14 protein-coding genes are annotated in these 21024 nt (G+C 42.8%); 6 read left to right on the forward strand and 8 right to left on the reverse strand.

What is annotated here, in order from left to right; genetic code table 11:
• Nucleotides 1-248 precede the first annotated feature (248 nt).
• The 3 genes from ACLI1A_RS10400 to ACLI1A_RS10410 are packed head-to-tail and all read right to left on the reverse strand — an operon-like array spanning nucleotide 249 to nucleotide 2721.
• The gene (locus tag ACLI1A_RS10400) at nucleotides 249-1184 is read right to left on the reverse strand and encodes a sporulation-delaying protein SdpB family protein (RefSeq protein WP_411408589.1); all 936 of its coding nucleotides are present in this window, start codon (nucleotides 1182-1184) and stop codon (nucleotides 249-251) included.
• Nucleotides 1181-1717: an SdpA family antimicrobial peptide system protein gene (locus tag ACLI1A_RS10405; RefSeq protein WP_411408590.1), complete on the reverse strand. Its 537-nt coding sequence runs from the start codon at nucleotides 1715-1717 to the stop codon at nucleotides 1181-1183. Before ACLI1A_RS10405 ends, ACLI1A_RS10400 begins: the two co-directional genes overlap by 4 nt.
• Nucleotides 1714-2721 (reverse strand): hypothetical protein, encoded by a 1008-nt coding sequence (locus ACLI1A_RS10410; protein ID WP_411408591.1) that lies wholly within the window; start codon nucleotides 2719-2721, stop codon nucleotides 1714-1716. Before ACLI1A_RS10410 ends, ACLI1A_RS10405 begins: the two co-directional genes overlap by 4 nt.
• A gap of 517 nt (nucleotides 2722-3238) precedes the next feature.
• On the opposite strand from ACLI1A_RS10410, the gene prpB reads away from it, so the two are divergent.
• The 3 genes from prpB to ACLI1A_RS10425 are packed head-to-tail and all read left to right on the forward strand — an operon-like array spanning nucleotide 3239 to nucleotide 6764.
• A complete protein-coding gene (prpB, locus tag ACLI1A_RS10415; RefSeq protein ID WP_411408592.1) occupies nucleotides 3239-4144 on the forward strand; it encodes a methylisocitrate lyase in 906 nt (301 codons plus the stop codon).
• On the forward strand, nucleotides 4134-5288 hold the full coding sequence (prpC, locus tag ACLI1A_RS10420) for a 2-methylcitrate synthase (RefSeq protein WP_411408593.1): 1155 nt from the start codon (nucleotides 4134-4136) through the stop codon (nucleotides 5286-5288). Before prpB ends, prpC begins: the two co-directional genes overlap by 11 nt.
• A 24-nt stretch (nucleotides 5289-5312) precedes the next feature.
• Nucleotides 5313-6764, forward strand: a complete 1452-nt coding sequence (locus tag ACLI1A_RS10425) for a bifunctional 2-methylcitrate dehydratase/aconitate hydratase (RefSeq protein WP_411408594.1) — start codon at nucleotides 5313-5315, stop codon at nucleotides 6762-6764.
• 96 nt (nucleotides 6765-6860) lie between these two features.
• Here the strand turns inward: ACLI1A_RS10425 and ACLI1A_RS10430 are convergent, their stop codons facing one another.
• The 3 genes from ACLI1A_RS10430 to ACLI1A_RS10440 form a co-directional block, all read right to left on the reverse strand.
• Nucleotides 6861-8363 (reverse strand): family 43 glycosylhydrolase, encoded by a 1503-nt coding sequence (locus ACLI1A_RS10430; protein ID WP_411408595.1) that lies wholly within the window; start codon nucleotides 8361-8363, stop codon nucleotides 6861-6863.
• Nucleotides 8364-8461: 98 nt separating this feature from the next.
• Nucleotides 8462-12436 carry a two-component regulator propeller domain-containing protein gene (locus tag ACLI1A_RS10435; RefSeq protein ID WP_411408596.1) on the reverse strand — a complete coding sequence of 1325 codons (3975 nt, stop codon included), beginning with the start codon at nucleotides 12434-12436 and terminating at the stop codon, nucleotides 8462-8464.
• Nucleotides 12437-12605: 169 nt separating this feature from the next.
• A complete protein-coding gene (locus ACLI1A_RS10440; protein ID WP_411408597.1) occupies nucleotides 12606-15470 on the reverse strand; it encodes a TIM-barrel domain-containing protein in 2865 nt (954 codons plus the stop codon).
• Between the two features lie 308 nt (nucleotides 15471-15778).
• Here ACLI1A_RS10440 and ACLI1A_RS10445 point away from each other — a divergent pair, with 308 nt between their 5' ends.
• The 3 genes from ACLI1A_RS10445 to ACLI1A_RS10455 all read left to right on the forward strand — a co-directional run bounded on the left by ACLI1A_RS10445 (nucleotide 15779) and on the right by ACLI1A_RS10455 (nucleotide 18490).
• Nucleotides 15779-16138, forward strand: coding sequence for a BlaI/MecI/CopY family transcriptional regulator (locus ACLI1A_RS10445; protein WP_411408721.1), 360 nt, complete (start codon nucleotides 15779-15781; stop codon nucleotides 16136-16138).
• Between the two features lies 1 nt (nucleotide 16139).
• On the forward strand, nucleotides 16140-18161 hold the full coding sequence (locus tag ACLI1A_RS10450) for a M56 family metallopeptidase (RefSeq protein WP_411408598.1): 2022 nt from the start codon (nucleotides 16140-16142) through the stop codon (nucleotides 18159-18161).
• A gap of 182 nt (nucleotides 18162-18343) precedes the next feature.
• Complete coding sequence (locus ACLI1A_RS10455; protein WP_411408599.1) at nucleotides 18344-18490, forward strand: SsrA-binding protein; 147 nt, start codon at nucleotides 18344-18346, stop codon at nucleotides 18488-18490.
• Nucleotides 18491-19278: 788 nt separating this feature from the next.
• Here ACLI1A_RS10455 and ACLI1A_RS10460 read toward each other — a convergent pair.
• Both ACLI1A_RS10460 and ACLI1A_RS10465 read right to left on the reverse strand, forming a co-directional pair.
• The gene (locus tag ACLI1A_RS10460) at nucleotides 19279-19914 is read right to left on the reverse strand and encodes a hypothetical protein (RefSeq protein ID WP_411408600.1); all 636 of its coding nucleotides are present in this window, start codon (nucleotides 19912-19914) and stop codon (nucleotides 19279-19281) included.
• A gap of 309 nt (nucleotides 19915-20223) precedes the next feature.
• Complete coding sequence (locus ACLI1A_RS10465) at nucleotides 20224-20877, reverse strand: hypothetical protein (RefSeq protein WP_411408601.1); 654 nt, start codon at nucleotides 20875-20877, stop codon at nucleotides 20224-20226.
• Nucleotides 20878-21024: the final 147 nt, after the last annotated feature.

The following is a 21024-nucleotide window of genomic DNA, read 5'->3' on the forward strand; positions in this document are numbered from 1 at the left end:
GAATAACTCTTACGGTTTTTTTGTTTTCATAGTTATTTACAAAGTAAGATATAATAAAGAAGTGGATCAATACCAAAAGTTGTGGTGCAATATCATATCTAATATCTTTGAAATATTAATTTTTAGAGATGGACGATTCATTCAGGGAACTTTTAAAGGATCAATACTAAAACTAAGGGAAGTCTCTTTTCCTCAAGAACCCCGTAAATCAAATGATTACGGGGTTTTGTTTTTTTAATAATCATGCATTAACCTTCAGCTATTGCGGGCTTAAACCGGCTATTAACAGCCTTTTTTCTCACCCTTACAATATTTTGGTCAATAGGCTGTAAAAATATAACCAGTGCACCAATCATAATCAAAGCAAAGCTTATTAAACCATGCACCAAAGCGATACCCGCATGAAAGACTATACCAAAAAACAAAAGTGTTCTACGATATTTAGGCTTCATGAATAAACCCGCAAAAAGAAAAAACTCCAAAATAACAATAGACCAAGTAAACAACGTTAGCGTGTATCCGTTATTAATTAATGGAGAAATTATTGGTTTAACCAGATATGACAAGCCGAACATTTCATCATTAAACCAATAAAAAAGCGCAGTGCCGTTAGCCCATTCAGGCACACTGCACTTAGCCACGGCAGCATGAAGGTATATTACAGCAACCTGAATCCTGATTACCTGGTATGCCGAAATTGCCACCAGTCTCTTAGCCTTTTTACTTAATTTATCGTCCTGTGTAATCCTTACTTCGGTCCAGTGCCACTTTCTGTCATCCATAAGTGTAATGGGAACCAGCAGCAACGAAATTACAGCAGCAACGTGTTCTCCCCCATCTACCAGGGGCGAAGATGATATAAGGCTGAAATTTATCCACCAATGCAAAATCCCGGTAAACCTGGGGTAGATGCCTATTACCACCAGAAACAAGATTAAAATAGCAATCCACATTGCAACTCCCAAATGATTTGAGAACAAACAAAACAGGCTAAAGCCACCTATAGTACCTGTACAAATAGGATACTCGTCTATACCCAATATAGGGCGAAAAATTGTTGAAGCATCATTAAAGAGTAATGTAAGCAGGCTGGCCAGTGCCAAAAGTGAGCGTGAAGCACCATAAACATTAGTCCATGGGTTGATACTTATAATTTCATTTATTTTTTTGTCGATATACTTCATTTTACATTTACAATTACAAATTTGAATGGTAGTTTATCAGCAGTAGTTATATCATGCCATGCCCACGGTACCGGAGACCTGCTTATAAAACATACAGTATCTTTCAGCACCGGGAAAGGCACCTCATTTTTTAACGACAACACCCTTACAGATGTATCCTGAAGGCAAAGATTCATTTCATCATTACAATGCCTCCATTCATTCTCAGGAATCTGATGTACCAGCATTGCCATTTCTGTAGACTGTGCCCTGGGCAACCTGCTTATACCAAAATAATTAGACGGCCGTGCAATGGGTGAATAAGCATTTTTGTGCCATATTCCATCCTCTTTCTGTAGTATAACAAGGTCGTTTTCTTTTGGGCTCCTGGTAAAAAACCCCCACCCTTCAGGAAGAAAGGTTTTAATCATCAATTCATTATCCACACTTTTTAAGGACATAGGATTAAAAGGCATTGAATTTAGCAGAATTACCAGTGCCAATACACCCCAGAAAGAGTAGACCACTAAAAATAAAACCCTCAGCGCCTTCATCTGCTTATCCGGGTTAAGGCGTATTGTTTGGTAATATTAGCCACAAGCTGTTCCTGAAAGAAAATTTGATCTCCAAATTCAGGGTTAGGCATGGGTGTAAAATCGATTACGTTAACAACTGCTATTGCCACTACTGCCACCGCCACATAGGCCGCAACAACATAATCAGTAGACACCCAAACATCAGAGCCCGCATACAAATCCAGGTCGGCTTGTAGTACCCGGGATAGGCTTAAATCAATTTGCTTATCTACAACCCGTGCAAGCTGCTTATCAATAACCTTAGTTAACTGTTTATCTACAACTTTACTTAATTGCTTGTCTATAACCCTGCTTAGTTGTTTGTCTATAACACGGGCAAGTTGTTTGTCTAACTGGCGGTCTAAATTAAGATTCAGGTTTTTTATCTGGTTCAAAGCCTCGTAAACAATTATGCCATTTTGAGGATCAGTAAACTCCTTCATGGCTTCTTTTAGCTCACTTAAATCAACAGTCCCTACATCCCTTATCTTCTTAAGTTTTTCTTTCTGTTCGGGCGATAAATCGGTATACAGTTTTTCATTAAACTTTAAATAAAGTAAAGGCAGGTAATTAGCATTGTTATTCACAAGCGTTTTAACAATCTGGTCCCCTGCAAGTTTTAAGCCGTATTGCACTTTAATAGGGTCACCGCTTTGTACCAACCCACCAAACTCATTAAAGAAATCGGGAGAACTTCTTTTAATCTCCGTAATAATTGCTTCTTCAATTTTATGGACAACTTTAAGCTGTTTTTCTTCCAGCTTATCGGCACCCGATAAATCGCGTACACGTTTCAGTTCAGGAACCTTAGCAGTAGCATCTGAATGGGTAAACATTATCTGCCTGAACAACTCTGTACCATCATACTTTGTTGCTGCAACAGCAGTTTCGTTCTTTTTATCACACCCCACAAGCATTACCAGGATAATGATACCACAAAACCTTAAAAAAGGAGGACCGTAAATAAACTTGTAATTTTTCATCGTTTTAAAATTTTGGTTTTAAAAAATTGGACTTAGTATATGTATCTGATTTTTTAAGTCGTTAATAATAGATAAAAGCCAGACGACAAGTAATTGATTAATACACACATTTTTTAAATATGCATATGTAAATCCTAAATCAAATAATCAATTATTTAATATTCAAAACATTGATTATCAATATTTTACAAACTTAAATCCTTATTAACAGCAATACAATACCCTTATATAGGGATTTTTATATCACCATGTTTTTCCTTAAAACATTGATTTTTTAATATTTTTGAATTTAATTTAACTATAGCGTTTTCGTGATGAAATATTTTTAATTTTGTAGTGATATAAACTTATATTTTTTACATTTATATAAATTAACTTGAAGTTATGCTCTGTAAAACGACTAATAGTTGCAAACCGGGATACTTATGATATACAATAGGAAAATTGTAGCCGTAAATCTGTTTGCACCCGTTTCAGCGAACCGAAACAAAGCGTAACGTTATTATTAAATTGTTCTATGCCACACTCTATTAATCCATCCTCTCCGGGGCTGCGTTTCAGGCAGGCAATGGAAAAGGAAAAGCCCCTACAAATTGTGGGCGCCATAAATGCTAACCATGCCCTGCTGGCACAACAGTCGGGATTTAGTGCCATATACCTTTCGGGTGGTGGTGTAGCTGCCGGATCACTGGGCATCCCTGATTTGGGCATCACCACACTTGAAGACGTACTTATAGACATACAGCGAATAACCAATGTATGCGACCTGCCGCTACTGGTAGACGTAGACACGGGTTTCGGGCCTTCTGCATTTAATGTGGCGAGGACTGTAAAATCATTAATAAAAGCGGGAGCTGCTGCTCTCCATATAGAAGACCAGGTAGGTGCCAAGCGTTGCGGACACAGGCCGGGCAAAGAAGTGGTGAGCAAAGAGGAAATGGTAGACCGCCTGAAGGCCGCTGCCGATGCCCGTACCGATGAACATTTTGTTATAGGTGCGCGTACCGATGCCTTTGCCAACGAAGGACTGGAAAAAACCCTTGAACGTGCAATAGCATACAAAGAAGCCGGAGCCGATTTCATTTTTGCAGAGGCAGTACCCGACCTGAGTTTCTACCAGAAATTTGTAGATGCCACAGGAGTACCTGTTTTAGCAAACATCACTGAGTTTGGAATGATACCTATGTATACGGTTGACGAACTGCGTGATGCAGGTGTAGGACTGGTGCTGTACCCGCTTTCGGCATTTCGTGCGGCAAATAAGGCGGCGCAGAATGTATACCAGCACATACGCAACGACGGTACACAGAAAAACGTGATAGATACCATGCAAACCCGCGAGGAATTGTACAAAAGCATAGGCTACTACAGCTACGAGGAAAAATTAGATAACCTGTTTAAAAACAATAAAAATGGTAAGTAATAACGAAACTACATTTAAACCTAAAAAAAGTGTAGCGCTTTCTGGGGTTGCTGCCGGTAATACTGCCCTGTGCAGCGTAGGTAAAAGCGGTAACGACCTCCACTACAGGGGGTACAACATACTGGATTTGGCTGAAAAAGCCGAGTTTGAGGAAGTAGCCTACCTGCTTATATATGGCGCGCTGCCTACTAAGGCCCAGCTAACAAATTATAAAACCAAACTGAAATCGCTTAGGGGATTGCCAAATTCTGTAAAAAAAATATTACAGCAAATACCTGCCGCCGCTCACCCTATGGATGTAATGCGTTCGCTGGTATCGGCTATAGGAACCATACAGCCTGAGAAGGACGACCATAACGTATCGGGTGCAAGGGACATTGCCGATAAACTGCTGGCGTGTTTCAGTTCGGCACTGCTGTACTGGTACCATTTTACCCACAACGGTAAAACCATAGAGGTAGAAACCGACGACGATACTATAGGCGGTCATTTCCTGCACCTGCTGCACGGCAAAACGCCACCTGCATCGTGGGTAAGGGCCATGCAGATTTCGCTTAACCTGTATGCCGAGCACGAGTTTAACGCGTCTACGTTTACCAGCCGCGTTATTGCCGGTACGGGTTCAGATATGTATTCGGCCATAACAGGTGCCATCGGTGCGCTGCGCGGGCCAAAACACGGCGGTGCTAACGAGGTGGCTTTTGATATACAAAGCCGCTACAGTTCGCCGGATCATGCCGAAGAAGACATCCTTAAAAGGCTGGCCAATAAAGAGGTAATTATAGGCTTTGGGCACCCGGTATATACCATTTCCGACCCAAGGAACATCGTGATAAAGAAAGTAGCCAAAGAGCTTTCTGAAGAAGCGGGCGATATGCTGCTGTACAACATAGCCGAACGCCTGGAAACCCTTATGTGGGATGAAAAGAACATGTTCCCTAACCTGGACTGGTTCTCTGCCGTATCGTACCACCAAATGGGAGTACCTACGCTTATGTTTACCCCGCTTTTTGTAATTTCGAGGGTAACCGGCTGGAGCGCCCACATTATAGAGCAAAGGCAGGACGGCAAAATCATCCGCCCAAGCGCCAATTATATTGGCCCTGAAAACAGGGAGTTTGTTCCGTTAAACGAAAGAAGTTAATCCATAAAACAATAAATTTTTAAAATGTCATCACATATTTCAAACGAAAGGCCGCAACCCGATAAGGTGTTAACCGATATAGCCGACTATGTTTTAAATTATGAAATAAAGAACGATTTAGCCTGGAAAACGGCGCACTACTGCCTGCTGGACACCATTGGCTGCGGACTGGAAGCCCTTACCTACCCTGCCTGCACCAAGCTGCTTGGCCCTGTTGTAAAAGGTACCGTAGTACCAAACGGTGCCAAAGTACCGGGCACGCAGTTCCAACTGGATCCTATACAGGCGGCCTTTAACATTGGCGCCATCATACGCTGGCTGGATTTTAACGATACCTGGCTGGCTGCAGAATGGGGACATCCGTCTGACAACCTTGGCGGGATCCTTGCCACTGCCGACTGGCTTTCGAGGACTAACCTTGCCGAGGGTAAAGCCCCGCTGAAAATGAAGCAGGTGCTGGAAGCCATGATCATGGCACACGAGGTACAGGGTGTACTGGCGCTGGAAAACTCGTTTAATAAAGTTGGCCTTGACCACGTTATCCTTGTAAAAATAGCCTCTACAGCAGTAGTAGGAAAACTGATTGGTCTTACAAGAGACGAGCTTATCAATGCTATATCACTAGCGTTTGTAGACGGTCAGGCACTACGTACCTACCGCCATGCACCAAACACAGGCAGCCGCAAATCATGGGCTGCGGGCGATGCTACATCGCGTGCGGTGCGCCTGGCGCTCATTGCACAAACGGGCGAAATGGGGTACCCATCGGTGCTTAGTGCCAAAACATGGGGCTTTTATGATGTACTTTTTAAAGGCAACGAATTTAAGTTCCAAAGGGATTACGGTTCGTACGTAATGGAGAATGTACTGTTTAAGATTTCATTCCCGGCGGAGTTCCATTCGCAAACGGCTGTTGAAGCTGCCATGACGCTTAACGCAAAACTAAGTGCAATAGGTAAAACTGCTGAAGACATCAAGAAGATTACCATACGCACGCATGAGGCTGCTATACGCATCATCGACAAAAAAGGCCCGCTGAACAACCCTGCCGACCGCGACCACTGCATACAATACATGATTGCCGTGCCGCTACTGTACGGAAGGCTTACCGCTGCCGACTATGAAGATAACATTGCATCTGACGTAAGGATAGACCTGCTGCGCGATAAAATGGAATGTGTGGAAGACATACAGTTTACTGCCGACTATCATGATCCTGAAAAACGTTCTATAGCCAATGCACTTACTGTGGAGCTAATAGACGGCACTATCCTTGATGAAGTGGTGGTAGAATACCCTATAGGCCACAAAAGGCGCAGGGAAGAAGGCATACCGGAACTGATAGCCAAATACAAGATAAACCTTGCCAGGATTTTCCCTGAAAAGCAACAGAAAACGGTGCTTGAAAACTCACTGGATTTTGATACACTGGCTAATCTTGACGTTAATACGTTTATAGATTTACTGGTAATATAATATTAGGGATTATCCCAAAATATACAAAAAGGGTTGCCGGCAAGGCAACCCTTTTGCGTGTAAAAAATATGTATTAAGGCAACAAACCTTCTTTTACTAATCCAAACGGTTGTACTTAAAATTACTGAATGTTACGCTGCCTGTGCCAATAGCACAAAGCCCTATCCTTAGTCCAAGGAAACCACTCAGCACATTGTGGTTGTAACCCGAAACCTCAAATGAGTTTTCAATTTTAGTCCAGATAACGCCATCCAGGCTGTAAAACATATCCACGTTGTTCTCCACGTTCTTCAGGCGAAGGTATACATGGCGCTTGTGTACTTTTTTCTCTGTAGCAAACTGCCAGCCGCGCAGGTTAGCCAATATATTTTCACTATCTGCCAAAATACCCGACGAATGTGAGCTGTCATAAAACAGTACCAACCCGCCTACGGCATCGCCGGTTATGTCCATTTCCACCTCAGCAGTATAGCTATGCCCGGAAGGCACACATACCAGCGGCGAACTGTTGCCTACCCCATTGCCTTTTCCGTTAATGGTTATGGCATTGTTTGCAATTTTATAGCGTGTGGCATCGTCGCCGTTAAAAAACTTCCATTGCGGCTTAAGCACCGTACCCGAAAAATCATCGCTAAGGCTGAACTCCCCTACCGATTTACCCTGCGGTTTGGCGATCGGCTTATTGGTTTCTATACCGTCCGGCACCTTGTACCAGCCGTCTTTGGTCCACTCCACGGGCTGTAACAACGTTTGGCGTCCCAGATTGTAGTAGCCTTTTTCATATCCGTGAAACAACATCCACCACTTGCCATACGCATCTTCAAAAATAGTGCTGTGCCCCTTAGACCACCATTGCTCAGACGGGCTTTGGGTACGTACAACCGGGTTATACGGTGAGTTTTCCCATGGGCCAAACGGCGTTTTAGACCGCGCCGAAATCACCATGTGGCTGGTGGCAGGGCCTGCGGTACCGCCTTCAGCTACGGTAAGGTAGTAGTAGTCGCCACGCTTAAACAGTTTAGGGCCTTCCATACAAAAACACTCTATAGACCATTCGCGTGGTATCGGCCAGCCGTCATAGGCATGCTTGGCAGCACCTACTGTACTCATTCCGTCTTTGGCCAACTGTACATAATCACCACTGCTGAAGTATAGATAACGGTTGCCCTTATCATCTGTAACATGCCCCGGGTCTATATAACCTATTTTCAGGTCGACAGGCGCACTCCACGGGCCGGTGATTTTATCGGCGCTGATAACGTAATTCGTTTGGTTGGCCGGGAAATAGATGTAAAACCTATTGTTGTACTTTACCAAATCGGGTGCCCAAACGGGGCCAACATTTTTGGTCAAAGCGCTTACTACAGGTACCCAGTTTATTAAATCTTGCGAATGCCAGATGGTAAGCCCCGGATAGTAGTCAAAAGACGAATGTACAATGTAGTAATCCTTACCGTCCCTAAGAATACTTGGGTCAGGATAATCTCCCGCAAAAACGGGATTTGTAAAGGTTGTGGCCGTTGCAGGCGCTTTGCCCTGGTTTTGGGCATGCACGGCAAATGTAGCCACGGTTAATAATAAAGTAAGGTAATTTCGCATGTGTTTTGGTTATAGTAATAAAATACTATAGCGAAATTATAATATCTCTAAAATCAGGGCGGTATATTATGAATTATTTAAAGGGCTGTTATGTTGCATCAGTCTTTTTTAAGGCTGCGCAAATAATCCGACGGTGATAGGCCAAATTCATTTTTAAAATTGGCTGTGAACCTCTTAGGTGAATTGAACCCCACCGCATAGGCAATTTCGGCTACCTGCATCTGGCTTTTTTCAAGCAGCTGTTTTGCTCGTTTCAGGCGAACGGTACGGATAAACTCTGCCGGCCCCTTCCCGGTTATGGACATCAGTTTTTTGTACAGGTGGCTCCTGCTGAGGCCTACGGCAGCGCCAAGGGCTTCCACGGTAAAATCAGGGTCGCCTATATTTTCCTCCACAGTTTTAATGGCTTTCTCTATCAGCTGTTCGTCAAGCGAGGTTATGGTAATTTCCGACGGCGAAATATCAGGTTTCTGACTGAAGGTACGGTGACTCTTTGCCGCCCAGTCCAGGAATTTACGGATGCGCAGCTTCAGTATCTCCAGGTTAAACGGCTTGGTAAGGTAATCGTCGGCACCCAGTTCCAGTCCCTCTACTTCATATTCTTCAGCAGTACGCGCAGTAAGTAAAATTACCGGTATGTGCGACCACTCTATGTTGGTTTTTATGGCACGGCATAGCTCTATACCGTTCATTACAGGCATCATTACATCGCTCACCACTATGTTCACATCATGCTGTTGCAGTTTTTCAAACGCTTCCTTACCGTTATTGGCAACCACAACACTATACTCCCCCGATAATGTAGCCGCCATAAATTCGCAGAAATCGGTATTATCATCCACCAAAAGCAGTACCGGCGTGGCAGCTGTCTTTTCTAAAGGAGCAGTTTCTTCTACAATATCTTCATCGTCAAGGTTTTCGATTTCAACAGCTTCCTGTATGGGCAACGAAACGGTAAACACACTGCCTTGTGGGGTATTGTCTGTTACGGTTAAGGTACCCCCATGCATGCCCACATACTCCGCAGTGATGTGCAGGCCAATGCCGCTACCCGTACTTTCCATAGTTTGAGGAGCCTGGTAAAATCGCTCAAATATCTGTTGCTTATGGGCATCGCTTATCCCCTGCCCCGTATCGGCAATACGTAAACTGGCTGTATCTCCTTCCCTGCTTATACTTACATTTACCGTACCACCTTCGGGCGTATACTTAAATGCATTAGAAACCAGGTTGAGCACTATGCGTTCCAGTTTGGCAGGGTCAAACTGCATGGGCAAAGCATCAACATCTGCCTGTATGGTAAAACTGATCTTACGTTCGGCGGCGTAGGCATAGAACGGTATGCACTTGTCTTTTACAAAATGTACCAGGTCGGCGGGCTTCAGGTTCAGCCGCTCTCCTCCGGCATCAAGCTTACGGAAATCGAGCAATGAATTAATAAGCCCCATCAGCTGGCCGGTATTTTTATTGATGATTTCCAGCTTACCGCGCAGTCCTTCCTCAAGGTTTTCACCAAGCAACGCCTGCAACGGCGCCGATATCAGCGTAAGTGGCGTACGCAGGTCGTGACTTATATTGGTAAAGAACCGCAGCTTCATTTCGTTCAGGTTTATTTCCTGCTCGTGTTCCAGTTGCAGGCGCTGCTGCTCCAGGCGGGCTTGCTGTTTGCGTTTGGAACGTCTTACGAGATAATAAGCACTACCCGAAAGCAAAACGATGTACAGCAGTATGGCCCAGGCCGATAAATAAAACGGGGGCAATACTTCTATGTATACTACCGACGGTTTATTGTTCCACACGCCATCGCTGTTGGCAGCCTTGACCAATAGTTTATACGAACCCGGCGCCAATGATGAAAATACCACACCGTTCTTCTGCACGGGAAGCCACTGGCTGCTGAAGCCTTCCAGCTTATAGGCGTAGTGTACCTTATCGGCATTAATAAGGTCGCCGGTTGTGAATTGCAGGCCAATAAGCTTGTCGTTATAACGTAACGTTATGGCTTTGGTATCTTCAATGGATTGGGTAAGTATACGGCGGCCGTTGTATACCGAATCGGCTACAATTTCAGTGCTGCCCAGGCTTAACGATGTAAAGCGTACCTGCGCCAGCGGCCTGTTTTTTTCGGCCATTTTATTCGGGTTGATTACGGTATACCCCTCAGTGGTACCCATAATAATGTCGCCGGTATGCAGCTTAAAAATGGCGTGGTTGTTAAAGTAGTTTTCCTTAAGCCCATCCTTGGTAGAAAAATTACGGCTGCTTATATCCAGCTTGCCGTCTTCACCTCTTCCGGTAGTAAGCACCGAAACCCCGTTACTGGTAATAACCCAGATATGGCTGTGGTTGTCTTCAGTAAAACCCCGTATAATGTTATCGCACAAGCCGTTTTCCTTGCTGTAATAATACAGTTTGTCGCTTTTGGTATCCCAAAGCATAATCCCGTTAGAATGCCCCAGCCAGATGTTTCCGTTACTATCGGCAAATACCGTGGAAACAAGCAGGTTTTTAAACTTCATACTACCGGTACGGTTGCCCGTAAACAACTGCTGCTTGTGGGTAATAATATCTACAACACCCAGGCCTTTTGTAGTGCCAAGGTACAGCTTGTCGCCACCGTCGTAGTGCATGTCCAGCACATAATCCGCCGCGGTACCCGGCAATGATACCGGCTTAAAATCGGCACTGCCGGAAGTAAGGTATTGCAGGCCTCCGCCCAATGTACCAATCCACAGGGTACCGTAACGGTCTTCCTTTAGGCTCCAAATATCATTAGATGCAAGGGTGCTGTTCTCTTTGGTATAATGTTTTATGCTGCCGCTGTCATAGCAAAACAATCCGTTTGTATACGTGCCTACCCATATCCTGCCTTTGCTGTCGCCGGTAAGCCCTACTATAGGATGGTTCGGTATGGCTATTTTTTGAAGTGAACCTCCAGATGTGCTGAAAAGCCCATAACCGTCGGTGCCAAACCAAACGGTACCTTTTTGGTCCTGAAAAACAGCGCTGATGTCTTTACATCCTGCATACTCGGCATTTACTATACTGTGAAAACTATCATGATAATACGAAATCCCGGTTTTGCTATGCCCCATCCATACCACGCCTGAGTTATCGGCATAAAGGCTTACCACATTATTTGATGCTATTGATGTATTTACATTAGGGTTGTGTACCAGGTTTATCACCTTAGCGGTGGCTTTATCATAAATAAAAACGCCCTTGTGGTCGGTACCTATCCATACATTTCCGGCAGCATCTTCTGTAATAGAAAAAATGCTGTTGCTCTGGGTGTTTACCCCCGATGTTAGTGGTATTTTCTGCCACTCGGTTACTGCATCTTTTTTGTAAAATATCCGGTCGGTTTTAACCGAATACAGCCACAACCCTCCATTGGCATCACAAAAAATACGGTTGTCGCTTTTACCAATTGCCTCCCGCACAAAAACCGGTAGCTGGATGAGTGTTTCCTTACCTGAATTGTCAATCTTTAATAACGTGCCTCCATCGTATACCCGGTACAGGCTATGCCCGTCATCTCCTGTTTTGCCGTTACTTATAGTGGATGAGGGAGCTATGGTGGCAAACTTTTTAAGCTTCTTTAAATGGGTATCGTAGTAGAATATCTTTTTCCCGCTGAACACCCACAGGTTCTTTTTGCGGTCGGTATATAAGTAATAGTTTTTGCTAACAGTAATACCTAATCCGTTTAAGAATGCAGGGACATCGGTAATGAAACGGTCTTTATCGCGCTTGTAATTGACGTACGCCCCACCCGCTTCTATCCAGATGTTGCCCAGGCCGTCTTCCGCTAACCCCGAAATGTCACTACTAACACCCGCAGGTAATGTATAGGTTTTAAAACCATAGCCGTCATAGCGGTTAAGTCCTGATTCGGTTCCTACCCACAAAAAGCCGTAGCTATCCTTTAGCAGGCTTTTTACGTTGCTGTTGCTAAGGCCGTTGTCGGTTTTAAGGTGGTGAAAGGTATACGAAACCTGCCCTGCTACCTGCAAACAGGCAAGGGAAAGGATAAGGCTGAACAGCCGAATAATGACTTTAATTTTAGGCATAACTACCTGCAAAAATAGGAATAAAAAAAATGGCCTTTCCTAATGGTATACTTCATAAGGAAAGGCCAATATGGTTTTTCTGTTTCTTTGTGGAACTCCACGCCTGTTTACGAAATTTTGGGTTATAATTTCATATAAGCGCGAAGCCACAAAGATGTTTTATATCAAATTACTTCAGGCTGATTACCTGTTTTGTACCGTCGTACTTCACCGATTTACCTTTGGCATCAAATGTAAATGCCTTAGGATTGTTTTTGTTAACGGCTACTATGGTAAACGTGCGGCTTTTCAGCATGCCTTTAAATTCGCCTTCGCGGGCATCTATGGTAAGCGTACCGGCAGCCTCGTTATAATGGAACGGTATGCGTGCGTACTGGCCTTTTTCATAGTTGTAGTTTACACCCTCATCTTCGTATAGTGTAAAGTCGCCATCCTGGCCCTGGTACACATACAGCACCACTTCTTCAGCAGGTTTTTCGCTGGTGTACTGTATTTCCGGGCCTACCGGTACTATAGCACCTTCGCGGATGTATAGCGGAATACGCTCATACGGTGCATCTACAGTAAGCTTCTGGCCTCCTTTTACCTGGCGGCCTGTGTAGTAATCGTACCAGTTAGTGCCTTCAGGGAAATATACTTCGCGGTTACGTGCGCCATAAGCATATACCGGGCATACCATAAACGCAGGGCCAAACATAAACTGGTCGCTCACGTTTTCCACTTTTTTGTCGGTACCGAAGTCCATAACAAGCGGACGCATAATGGTGTAGTCGTTAAAATACGTCATACCTGCCATAGTGTAGATGTACGGCATAAGCCTGTAGCGCAGGTTAGTATAATAGATTATCGACTCATACGCCGGGTGGCCTTTAGGGGCAATGTTCCAAGGCTCGCGGTACGGATACTGGCCGTGTGCACGGTACAGCGGCGCAAAAGCACCAAACTGGAACCAACGGGCATTAAGCTCTCTCCACTCCTTATAATCGGCATTTTCCTTGTTGTCTTTGTTGTAGGCAAGCTGGCCTGCTACATAGCGGTCTTCCACACAGAAACCGCCGATATCCATAGTCCAGTACGGTACACCGGCTATAGAGAAGTTAAGACCGGCGGCAATCTGTGCTTTCATGTCTTCCCAACGGGTAGCAATATCGCCACTCCATGTAGCGGTAGAGTAACGTTGTGAACCTGCAAAGCCCGAACGTGTAAGCAGGAACACGCGCTTGTCTGGGTCTACGCCACGCTGGCCGTCGTAGATGGCCTCGGCGTTCATAAGTGCATAAGCATTAAAATACTCTGTAGACGGACCTAATGCTGTAGGGCCACAAAGCGCTTTGCGGTAATCCATATCGGTACAGTCCAGTACGTTTGGCTCGCTGGCATCCATCCACCATGCATCTATGCCCAGCGGATATAGTTTTTCACGCATTTGTTTCCAGAACAGCTTACGTGCACCGGCAGAATAAGCATCGTAGAACGAACCTACATAACCCGGGCCTACCCAGTCCTTAACGTTGTCTTTTATAGCCTGCTGGTACATCCAGCCTTTTTGGTCAAATTCCTTAAAGTGCTCGGTAGTTTTGTAGAACTTCGGCCATACCGAAATCATCATCCTTCCGTTCAGGTTGTGGATGTCATCCACCATGCCTTTAGGGTTAGGGAAACGTGATTTATCAAACTCATGGCTTCCCCATGCATCTTCATTCCAGTAGTTCCAATCCAGTACTATGTTGTCAATAGGAATTTTACGATCCCTGAACTCCCTAAGCGTACCCACAATTTCGTCCTGTGTCTTGTAACGCTCACGGCTTTGCCAATAGCCCATAGCCCATTTCGGCATTACCTGCGATTTTCCGGTAAGGGTACGGTAGCCTTTAATAATCTCGTCCATAGTGTTGCCATACACAAAATAGTAATCCATTTTGTTGTTCATTTCGCTCCACCATACCTGGTTGTCTTTTTCTTCAGCCGTCTGTGGCGGAAGGGCACGCAGGCCACAGTATGATACGCCGCCGTTTGGCTGCCATTCTATACGAAGCGGCACACGCTTACCAGCCTCAAGCGGGAAGGTAAACTTATAGCTGTTAGGGTTCCATGCCGTTCTCCAGCGCTCGCCTACAACCAACTGGTTGTTTACGTACACCTTCATATAACCCGCATAGTACAGGGTAAACTTGTATACACCACTTGCAGGGGCTTCTATAGAACCTTCATATAGTACATTTGCGTTCTTTAGCGGGAAACCCTGCGGAAGCGCCTTAATGCTTTTTATGTCTTCAAAGAAAATATTTGGTTCCTGGCGTACAAGGGTCTGCACACCGGCATCGGTAGATGAATAGGTACCGGTAATACTGCCCGGCTGCCCATTTTTATCGTAAATTTTAAACACCTGGCTCAGCTGCTGGTACGGACGGCTGTCGCCAAAACGGCTCAATGCATAACTGTCCCAAAGAAGGCCGTAGTTTTTGTTTGATACTATAAAAGGTACCGATACCTTAGTATTGTACTGAAAAAGCTCCTCACTTTTTCCTTTATAATTGAATTCATCTGCCTGGTGCTGCCCAAGCCCGAAGAATGCCTCATCTGCAGGCGAATCGAATATCTGTTTTACAGTATAGCCTTTTTTGCCCTCAATTTCTATCGGAAGGAAGGTTTTACCCCCACCTGCTTTTTCGGCAAGTATTACTTTACCATCCTTATCGGTAAAGCGTACACCGCCGTCGGCTTTAGAAACCCTTACCCTCAGTTTGGCAGTGGTAACCTCCAGCGAGTCTTTTACCTCTTTTACCTTAAACGGCGTACTGATGATGCCCGGCACTATAATAAGGCTCGAATCTTTCGGGAACTCGGCATCGGGTGTAGCCGATATGTGTACCAGTTCATCCTTTAGTACCTGCACGCGGACTTTTCCGGCTTCGGTAGCGTTCTTTTTGTTCAGGGTTACGACTACGCTGTCGTTTGTTACCAGGTAGCTTTTAGAGGCACACCCCGCCAGGAGCATACCCGCTGCCAGGAGCGGTAATTTTTTACGTATCATTATGTAAGGTTATAAAACGTTGTAGCTAGCAAATATCACTAAAAAAGCACCGTAAAAGGTATTATTATGTTTCAAAAAGGGTACCATTATGATGTATCACCCTGTTTTCCAGACGCTCCCCTTTAGAGTAGAATTTCTACATTAAATTACACTTTTTCAGTGATAAAGTGGGTACTCTCACCTATTTAAAGCAAAAAAATTACAGCGCCACACAATAAAAAACGAAAGATTTAGTTATTAAACTATAAAATTAGTTTGTCAACTAAAAAAATAGTTATACATTTGAAATACTTAAAACAAAAGCCATGATGCAAAAGTTAACCAATAAGGAAGAAGAAGTAATGCACATATTATGGAAGCTGGAAAAAGCTTTTGTAAAAGACGTGCTTGCCGAAGTAAAGGACGATAAACCGCACTATAATACCTTTAGTACTATAATACGTAACCTGGAAGAAAAGGGTTATGTAGGCCACACCGCTTTTGGCAACACACACCAGTACTTTCCTGTAGTAACCAAGGAAGAATACCGCCAGGGTTTTATGAGCAATGCCATAGAAAACTACTTTAACAACTCGTATAAAAGTATGGTATCATTCTTTGCGAGGGAAGAAAAAATAAGCGCCGACGAGCTACGCGAAATACTGGAAATGATAGAAAAAAACAAATAGTATGGAAACACTGCTAATGTATATTATAAAAGCCTCTGCCCTACTGGCAGTGTTCTATGCGGCATACTACCTGCTGCTGAAAAGGGAAACCTTTTTTAACGCAAACCGCGCCTTCCTGTTGGCGGGTCTTATCACATCATTGGTATTACCGTTAGTAGAGTACACTAAAGTAATATGGGTACAGCCCGAGCCGCAAGTACCCATGACAGCCCAACAGTACCAAATGCTGGCCTTAGCTATGAAGCAACAGGCACTGCACCCGCAGGAAACACCGTTTAACTGGTGGTATGTAGTACTGGGATTGTATGCTACAGGTATACTGTTCCTGGCGCTGCGCCTGCTTACCGATGTATTTAAAATAAGGCGAATGCTAAGCGGGAAACAAATACAGCCACAGCAGCCTTATAAACTTGTAGATTCGCCTGAGGTAGACACGCCGTTCTCCTTCTTTAATTATATCGTATACAATTCGGAAGTGCTAAACCCACAGGAGCTGGAGAGCATTATTACCCACGAAAAAGTGCACAGCAAGCAAAAGCATTCGCTGGATATGCTGCTGGCACAGGCGGTATGTATCTTATTTTGGTTCAACCCCATAGTATGGCTGTATAAAAAGGCCATATCGCAAAACCTGGAGTTTATAGCCGATGCCTGCGCCATGAAGCTGGTGACAGACAAAAAAGCCTACCAAAAAACCATGCTGCGCCTTTCGGTACAGCCTAAATCAATAAGTATTACAAATCATTTTTATCAATCATTAATCAAAAAACGAATCGTTATGTTAAACACGCAACCATCGCGCAGGCGAAATTCATGGAAGTACGCCGTAGTGCTGCCTGCCTTAGCCTTTTTTATGCTTGCCTTTCAGGTAAAAACCGTGGCGCAGGAAAAGGAAAGCCAGAAAGCAAACCTTGAAGGCATGTCTGTAACCATAGACAAAAACAGTACAGATGAAGCCCTTGAGGTACAGAAAAAAACCTTAAAGCTTACCGGGGCTGAGGTAACCTTTAGTGGTGTAAAACGCAATAAAAAAGGCGAAATTATAGCCATTAAGGCTGAACTGAAATCAAAAGGGACCAATCGCCTGTATCAGGTAGCAGGAAACGAGCCCATAGAGCCGTTTACCATATCGAGCGAAAAAGACAAAGACGGAAATCTGGTACTGAATATTTCGGCAAGCAAGCACGAAACTTCTTTGAGGCTACAATTGGCAGATAGTAAGCCACTGGTTATAAAGTCGGACACTCTTTACTTTGACCGTAAAAAAATGGATACGGTAATTGTAAAACAAGACGCGAAAGTTATAGCCCTAAACCGTATTAACGCAGACGAAAGCGACAACCTTGCTACAAACGGTAAAAACATTGCCATGAACATCAGCGACAATACCCTTGTACTGGTTAACGGCAAAAAGCTGCCAAAAGGCGCGCCTATTACATTGCCAAACGGACAGCAAATCGCTTCGGTTAATGTACTTAAAGGTAAAGAGGCCAAAAAAAAATACGGTAAGGAAGCCAAAGACGGCGCCATAGAAATTACTACCGAAAATACGGGTAACGGTACGGGCTTTAACTTTACGAAGGTACCAAACGGGCAGTTCAGGTTCAGCATGCAGCAGCCTGAGGTAGTTGTAGATGCTGACCATTTTATCTTCCAGGGCGATGACTTTGACATGGACATGACTGCCTTCACTGATTTGAATGGCGTACAGTTTGAACAGTTAAGGGATCAACTGAAAGCATTTGAAGATATGGAAGCCATATCTATTGACCTGGATATGCATCCTCAATTGATGGAAAGGGCTGAAATTATGCTTTCAGACGTTTTTAAAGAAAATGGCGGCAATGGCAACCCGGCCGATATTGAAAAAATGCGTGCCGATATGCAGAAAGCCCGTAAGGATATGGAAAAAATGCGCGAGGAAATGCAGGAAATGCGCCAAAAGATGCTTAAGGAACGTCAGCAAATGATAAAGGAGCGCGAGAAGGCAAAACAAGCGGCTAAGAAGACCCGCAGGGCATAAGGTACTAAGTTATTTTTGAGTTAGTTATTATACATGCATCACAATTTATTGTGAAAAGGCGGCCACTACCACGGCCGCCTTTTGTATATTTGGTTAAACGGATTTTTAGATTATTGGATTAGTTAGAACGTTGGATTTTTAGAATGTTAGCCTACTTAGGCATTTACACAAAACACTGAGCCATGTATAAACTGCTTGCCAAACTGAATAAGTGGCTGCTGCCAAACTACACCAAACAGCGCCTGGACCTGGCGCGTGCCACCAAGCTGCAAAAAGCAATTATTGCCTGGAAGTACTGGGTAACGATACACGCGCTTGAAAATAAATAGTTTTTCCTGTCGGATAAGAAACAGTACTATACACTGATAACCAACCTATTTACCCCAACACACACACTGCGTATTATTACCTGATTTTAAGCAGCAGGTAATTTCCAATTTTTGCAAGTACTACTTTAGCTAAAAATCTAAAAGATGTTTGACGGTATATTTAAAATATACTTCACCACATCTAAGATTTTAATACCATGACATAAAATCATTTCATAAGGATTTCTAAGGTTAGCCCCCAAAGAAAACCGTGATGCTGCCAAGGCTGTGGCTTATTTTGCCCGGCTAACCCCACTAATGGCGGCAAAATCAGAATTCCCTCTTGAAATTACAGGAGGGATTTTTTTTAGCAAAAAACAGCAAACGAAATCGTTTTTCTTAATATTTTCTAAATTGTAGCTTTTTTTGTTGCATATATAAACAAATAGTTCATATATTTGCACTGTAAGTTTTCTGCACTAAGAAAACTTATTTGGTTGGTTGGTTTTGCCCCTCTCCCGAGGGGCATTTTTTATTTACAGAGGTTGCCTTCCTTACTTCACCATCAAAAATTACACTTAAAAATAGTTTCATTTTTATTGTAACAAACCGGGTGCTAAATCACTAACGTGCACAAAACGTTAATTTTAAGTCATTGCACCATGAAATCAAAAATCATTTTTTTATTATTATTTGTGGGCACTATAGCTGCAGCACAAACTACCATACAGGGCATTGTAAAAGATGCTGAGACAAACGAAGCCTTAAAAGAGCTTCGTTTTTTAGATTATCCAAAAAGATATATTATATTAAGTATTGTTAGAAAGCCTCAGGTTTTCAAATTTAGCTATAAAGTTTTCCCAGGTCCAGTCTGGGAATATTTTAGGCATTTCCGCTTTAAAAGTTTCGGTTTCAGATGAACCTGTTTCACTAACTCCCATATAATACAATAAAACCTTCTGCCAACGATTAAACACCCTGGCCTCTACTGCCATTTGAGTATAACCGTTAAAGTCTAAATCTAAATTATATAATTGATAGTCACTAATACTCACATAATATAACGACTTGTAAATCGAATCGGGTCTTATTACAAAACCAACATAAGACTCGGGAGACGGATAGTCTAAAGGATGAAAATACTGAAGATCTTCATTATCTCCCTCATCATATAGATCAGCATCAGAAAACAAATCTTTAGTTGATGCGAATTCTAATTTACCCCCAATACCATTTTCTTTATCTGCCCACCATTCAAAACCAAAGCCGTCTGCTTCATTTCTGTAAAAATCCTCGATACCATCATGCACTTCATTAAGACGTATAAGTTCAGACAAATCCATTTTTAAGGTAGCTGGAACTTTAGAATGACTCTCAGTTACTTTTCCATCTTTTTTGGGTTGAATAATATAATACTCTAAATACGTATTAAATCGATGTTGCATCTTTATTATTAATTAGTTAACCGTAAACTTCTCATATTCTCAGTTTACCACCTAAATATTTATTCTTAATTTTTTCTGTAAGGATTGCTATTGTGATTGAGCCAGTTGGAAAGATTGCCAATTTATATAATTATTTATTGACCAATCCTAAAATAACGATACAGAATTAATAATAGTAAAACTACATTTTTTTTTGACAGAAGCAGCTATAGGGGTTGCTTCTGTTTTTGTTTTATACGTTTTCGTTTTTATACTATCATTTAGTGTTATAGGGTACTTGCACCATAATTTGCAGTATGTTACAGAACATTAAGTATTGTTAGAAAGTCTCAGATTTTCAAATTTAGCAATAAAGTTTTCCCAGGTCCAGTCCGGGAATATTTTAGGCATTTCCGTTTTAAAAGTTTCGGTTTCAGATACCCCTGTTTCACTAACACCCATATAATACAACAAAACCTTCTGCCAATGGTTAAACACCCTGGCCTCTACTGCCATTTGAGTATAACCGTTAAAGTCTAAATCTAAATTATATAATTGATAGTCACTAATACTCACATAATATACCGATTTGTAAATAGAATCGGGTCTTATTACAAAACCAACATAAGACTCAGGAGATGGATAATCTAACGGATGAAAAAACCTGATATCAGCATTTTCGGCCGTGGCTTCATCATAAAGACCAAAAGATTCTGGGTCAGCAAATAAATATTTAGTAGTTGCTAACTGTATATTACCTCCAATAAAACCATTTTTATCTTTTTTCCAATTTAATTCAAAACCATCAGTTATTTCAGAATAAAACTCCTTTATTCCAATATGGATACCATCCAAGCTGTTAAGCACTGTCAGTATTTCTTTTAAAGTTGATCCATAATGGAATTTTATTTCTCCAATTGTTTTTTGTTTATCTCTCGCAATTAAAAGGACTTCTATCAATGGATCATCAAAAAAATCATTCATATTAAATTCCTGATTTAAAGTTATATTATTTGTTTTTTGAAGTATGGTTATTGCTTCTTTAATCCTTGAAGATGCATTGTGAATACTGCCTGTTTATTTGAGAATATTCATGTAAGCTAACAACGTTTAGCGCGGCACCTTTTATAG

This window comes from Flavobacterium sp. RHBU_3 (assembly GCF_046613565.1).
GTDB lineage: Bacteria > Bacteroidota > Bacteroidia > Flavobacteriales > Flavobacteriaceae > Flavobacterium.

Bases quoted from the DNA above. Each gene is read 5' to 3' on its own strand.
- ACLI1A_RS10450 (WP_411408598.1), top strand. From the start codon at position 16,140: ATGGAAACACTGCTAATGTATATTATAAAAGCCTCTGCCCTACTGGCA.
- ACLI1A_RS10410 (WP_411408591.1), bottom strand. From the start codon at position 2,721: ATGAAAAATTACAAGTTTATTTACGGTCCTCCTTTTTTAAGGTTTTGT.
- ACLI1A_RS10455 (WP_411408599.1), top strand. From the start codon at position 18,344: ATGTATAAACTGCTTGCCAAACTGAATAAGTGGCTGCTGCCAAACTAC.
- ACLI1A_RS10460 (WP_411408600.1), bottom strand. From the start codon at position 19,914: ATGCAACATCGATTTAATACGTATTTAGAGTATTATATTATTCAACCC.
- ACLI1A_RS10445 (WP_411408721.1), top strand. From the start codon at position 15,779: ATGCAAAAGTTAACCAATAAGGAAGAAGAAGTAATGCACATATTATGG.
- ACLI1A_RS10435 (WP_411408596.1), bottom strand. From the start codon at position 12,436: ATGCCTAAAATTAAAGTCATTATTCGGCTGTTCAGCCTTATCCTTTCC.
- ACLI1A_RS10405 (WP_411408590.1), bottom strand. From the start codon at position 1,717: ATGAAGGCGCTGAGGGTTTTATTTTTAGTGGTCTACTCTTTCTGGGGT.
- prpC (WP_411408593.1), top strand. From the start codon at position 4,134: ATGGTAAGTAATAACGAAACTACATTTAAACCTAAAAAAAGTGTAGCG.
- ACLI1A_RS10400 (WP_411408589.1), bottom strand. From the start codon at position 1,184: ATGAAGTATATCGACAAAAAAATAAATGAAATTATAAGTATCAACCCA.
- ACLI1A_RS10430 (WP_411408595.1), bottom strand. From the start codon at position 8,363: ATGCGAAATTACCTTACTTTATTATTAACCGTGGCTACATTTGCCGTG.
- ACLI1A_RS10425 (WP_411408594.1), top strand. From the start codon at position 5,313: ATGTCATCACATATTTCAAACGAAAGGCCGCAACCCGATAAGGTGTTA.
- prpB (WP_411408592.1), top strand. From the start codon at position 3,239: ATGCCACACTCTATTAATCCATCCTCTCCGGGGCTGCGTTTCAGGCAG.
- ACLI1A_RS10440 (WP_411408597.1), bottom strand. From the start codon at position 15,470: ATGATACGTAAAAAATTACCGCTCCTGGCAGCGGGTATGCTCCTGGCG.
- ACLI1A_RS10465 (WP_411408601.1), bottom strand. From the start codon at position 20,877: ATGAATGATTTTTTTGATGATCCATTGATAGAAGTCCTTTTAATTGCG.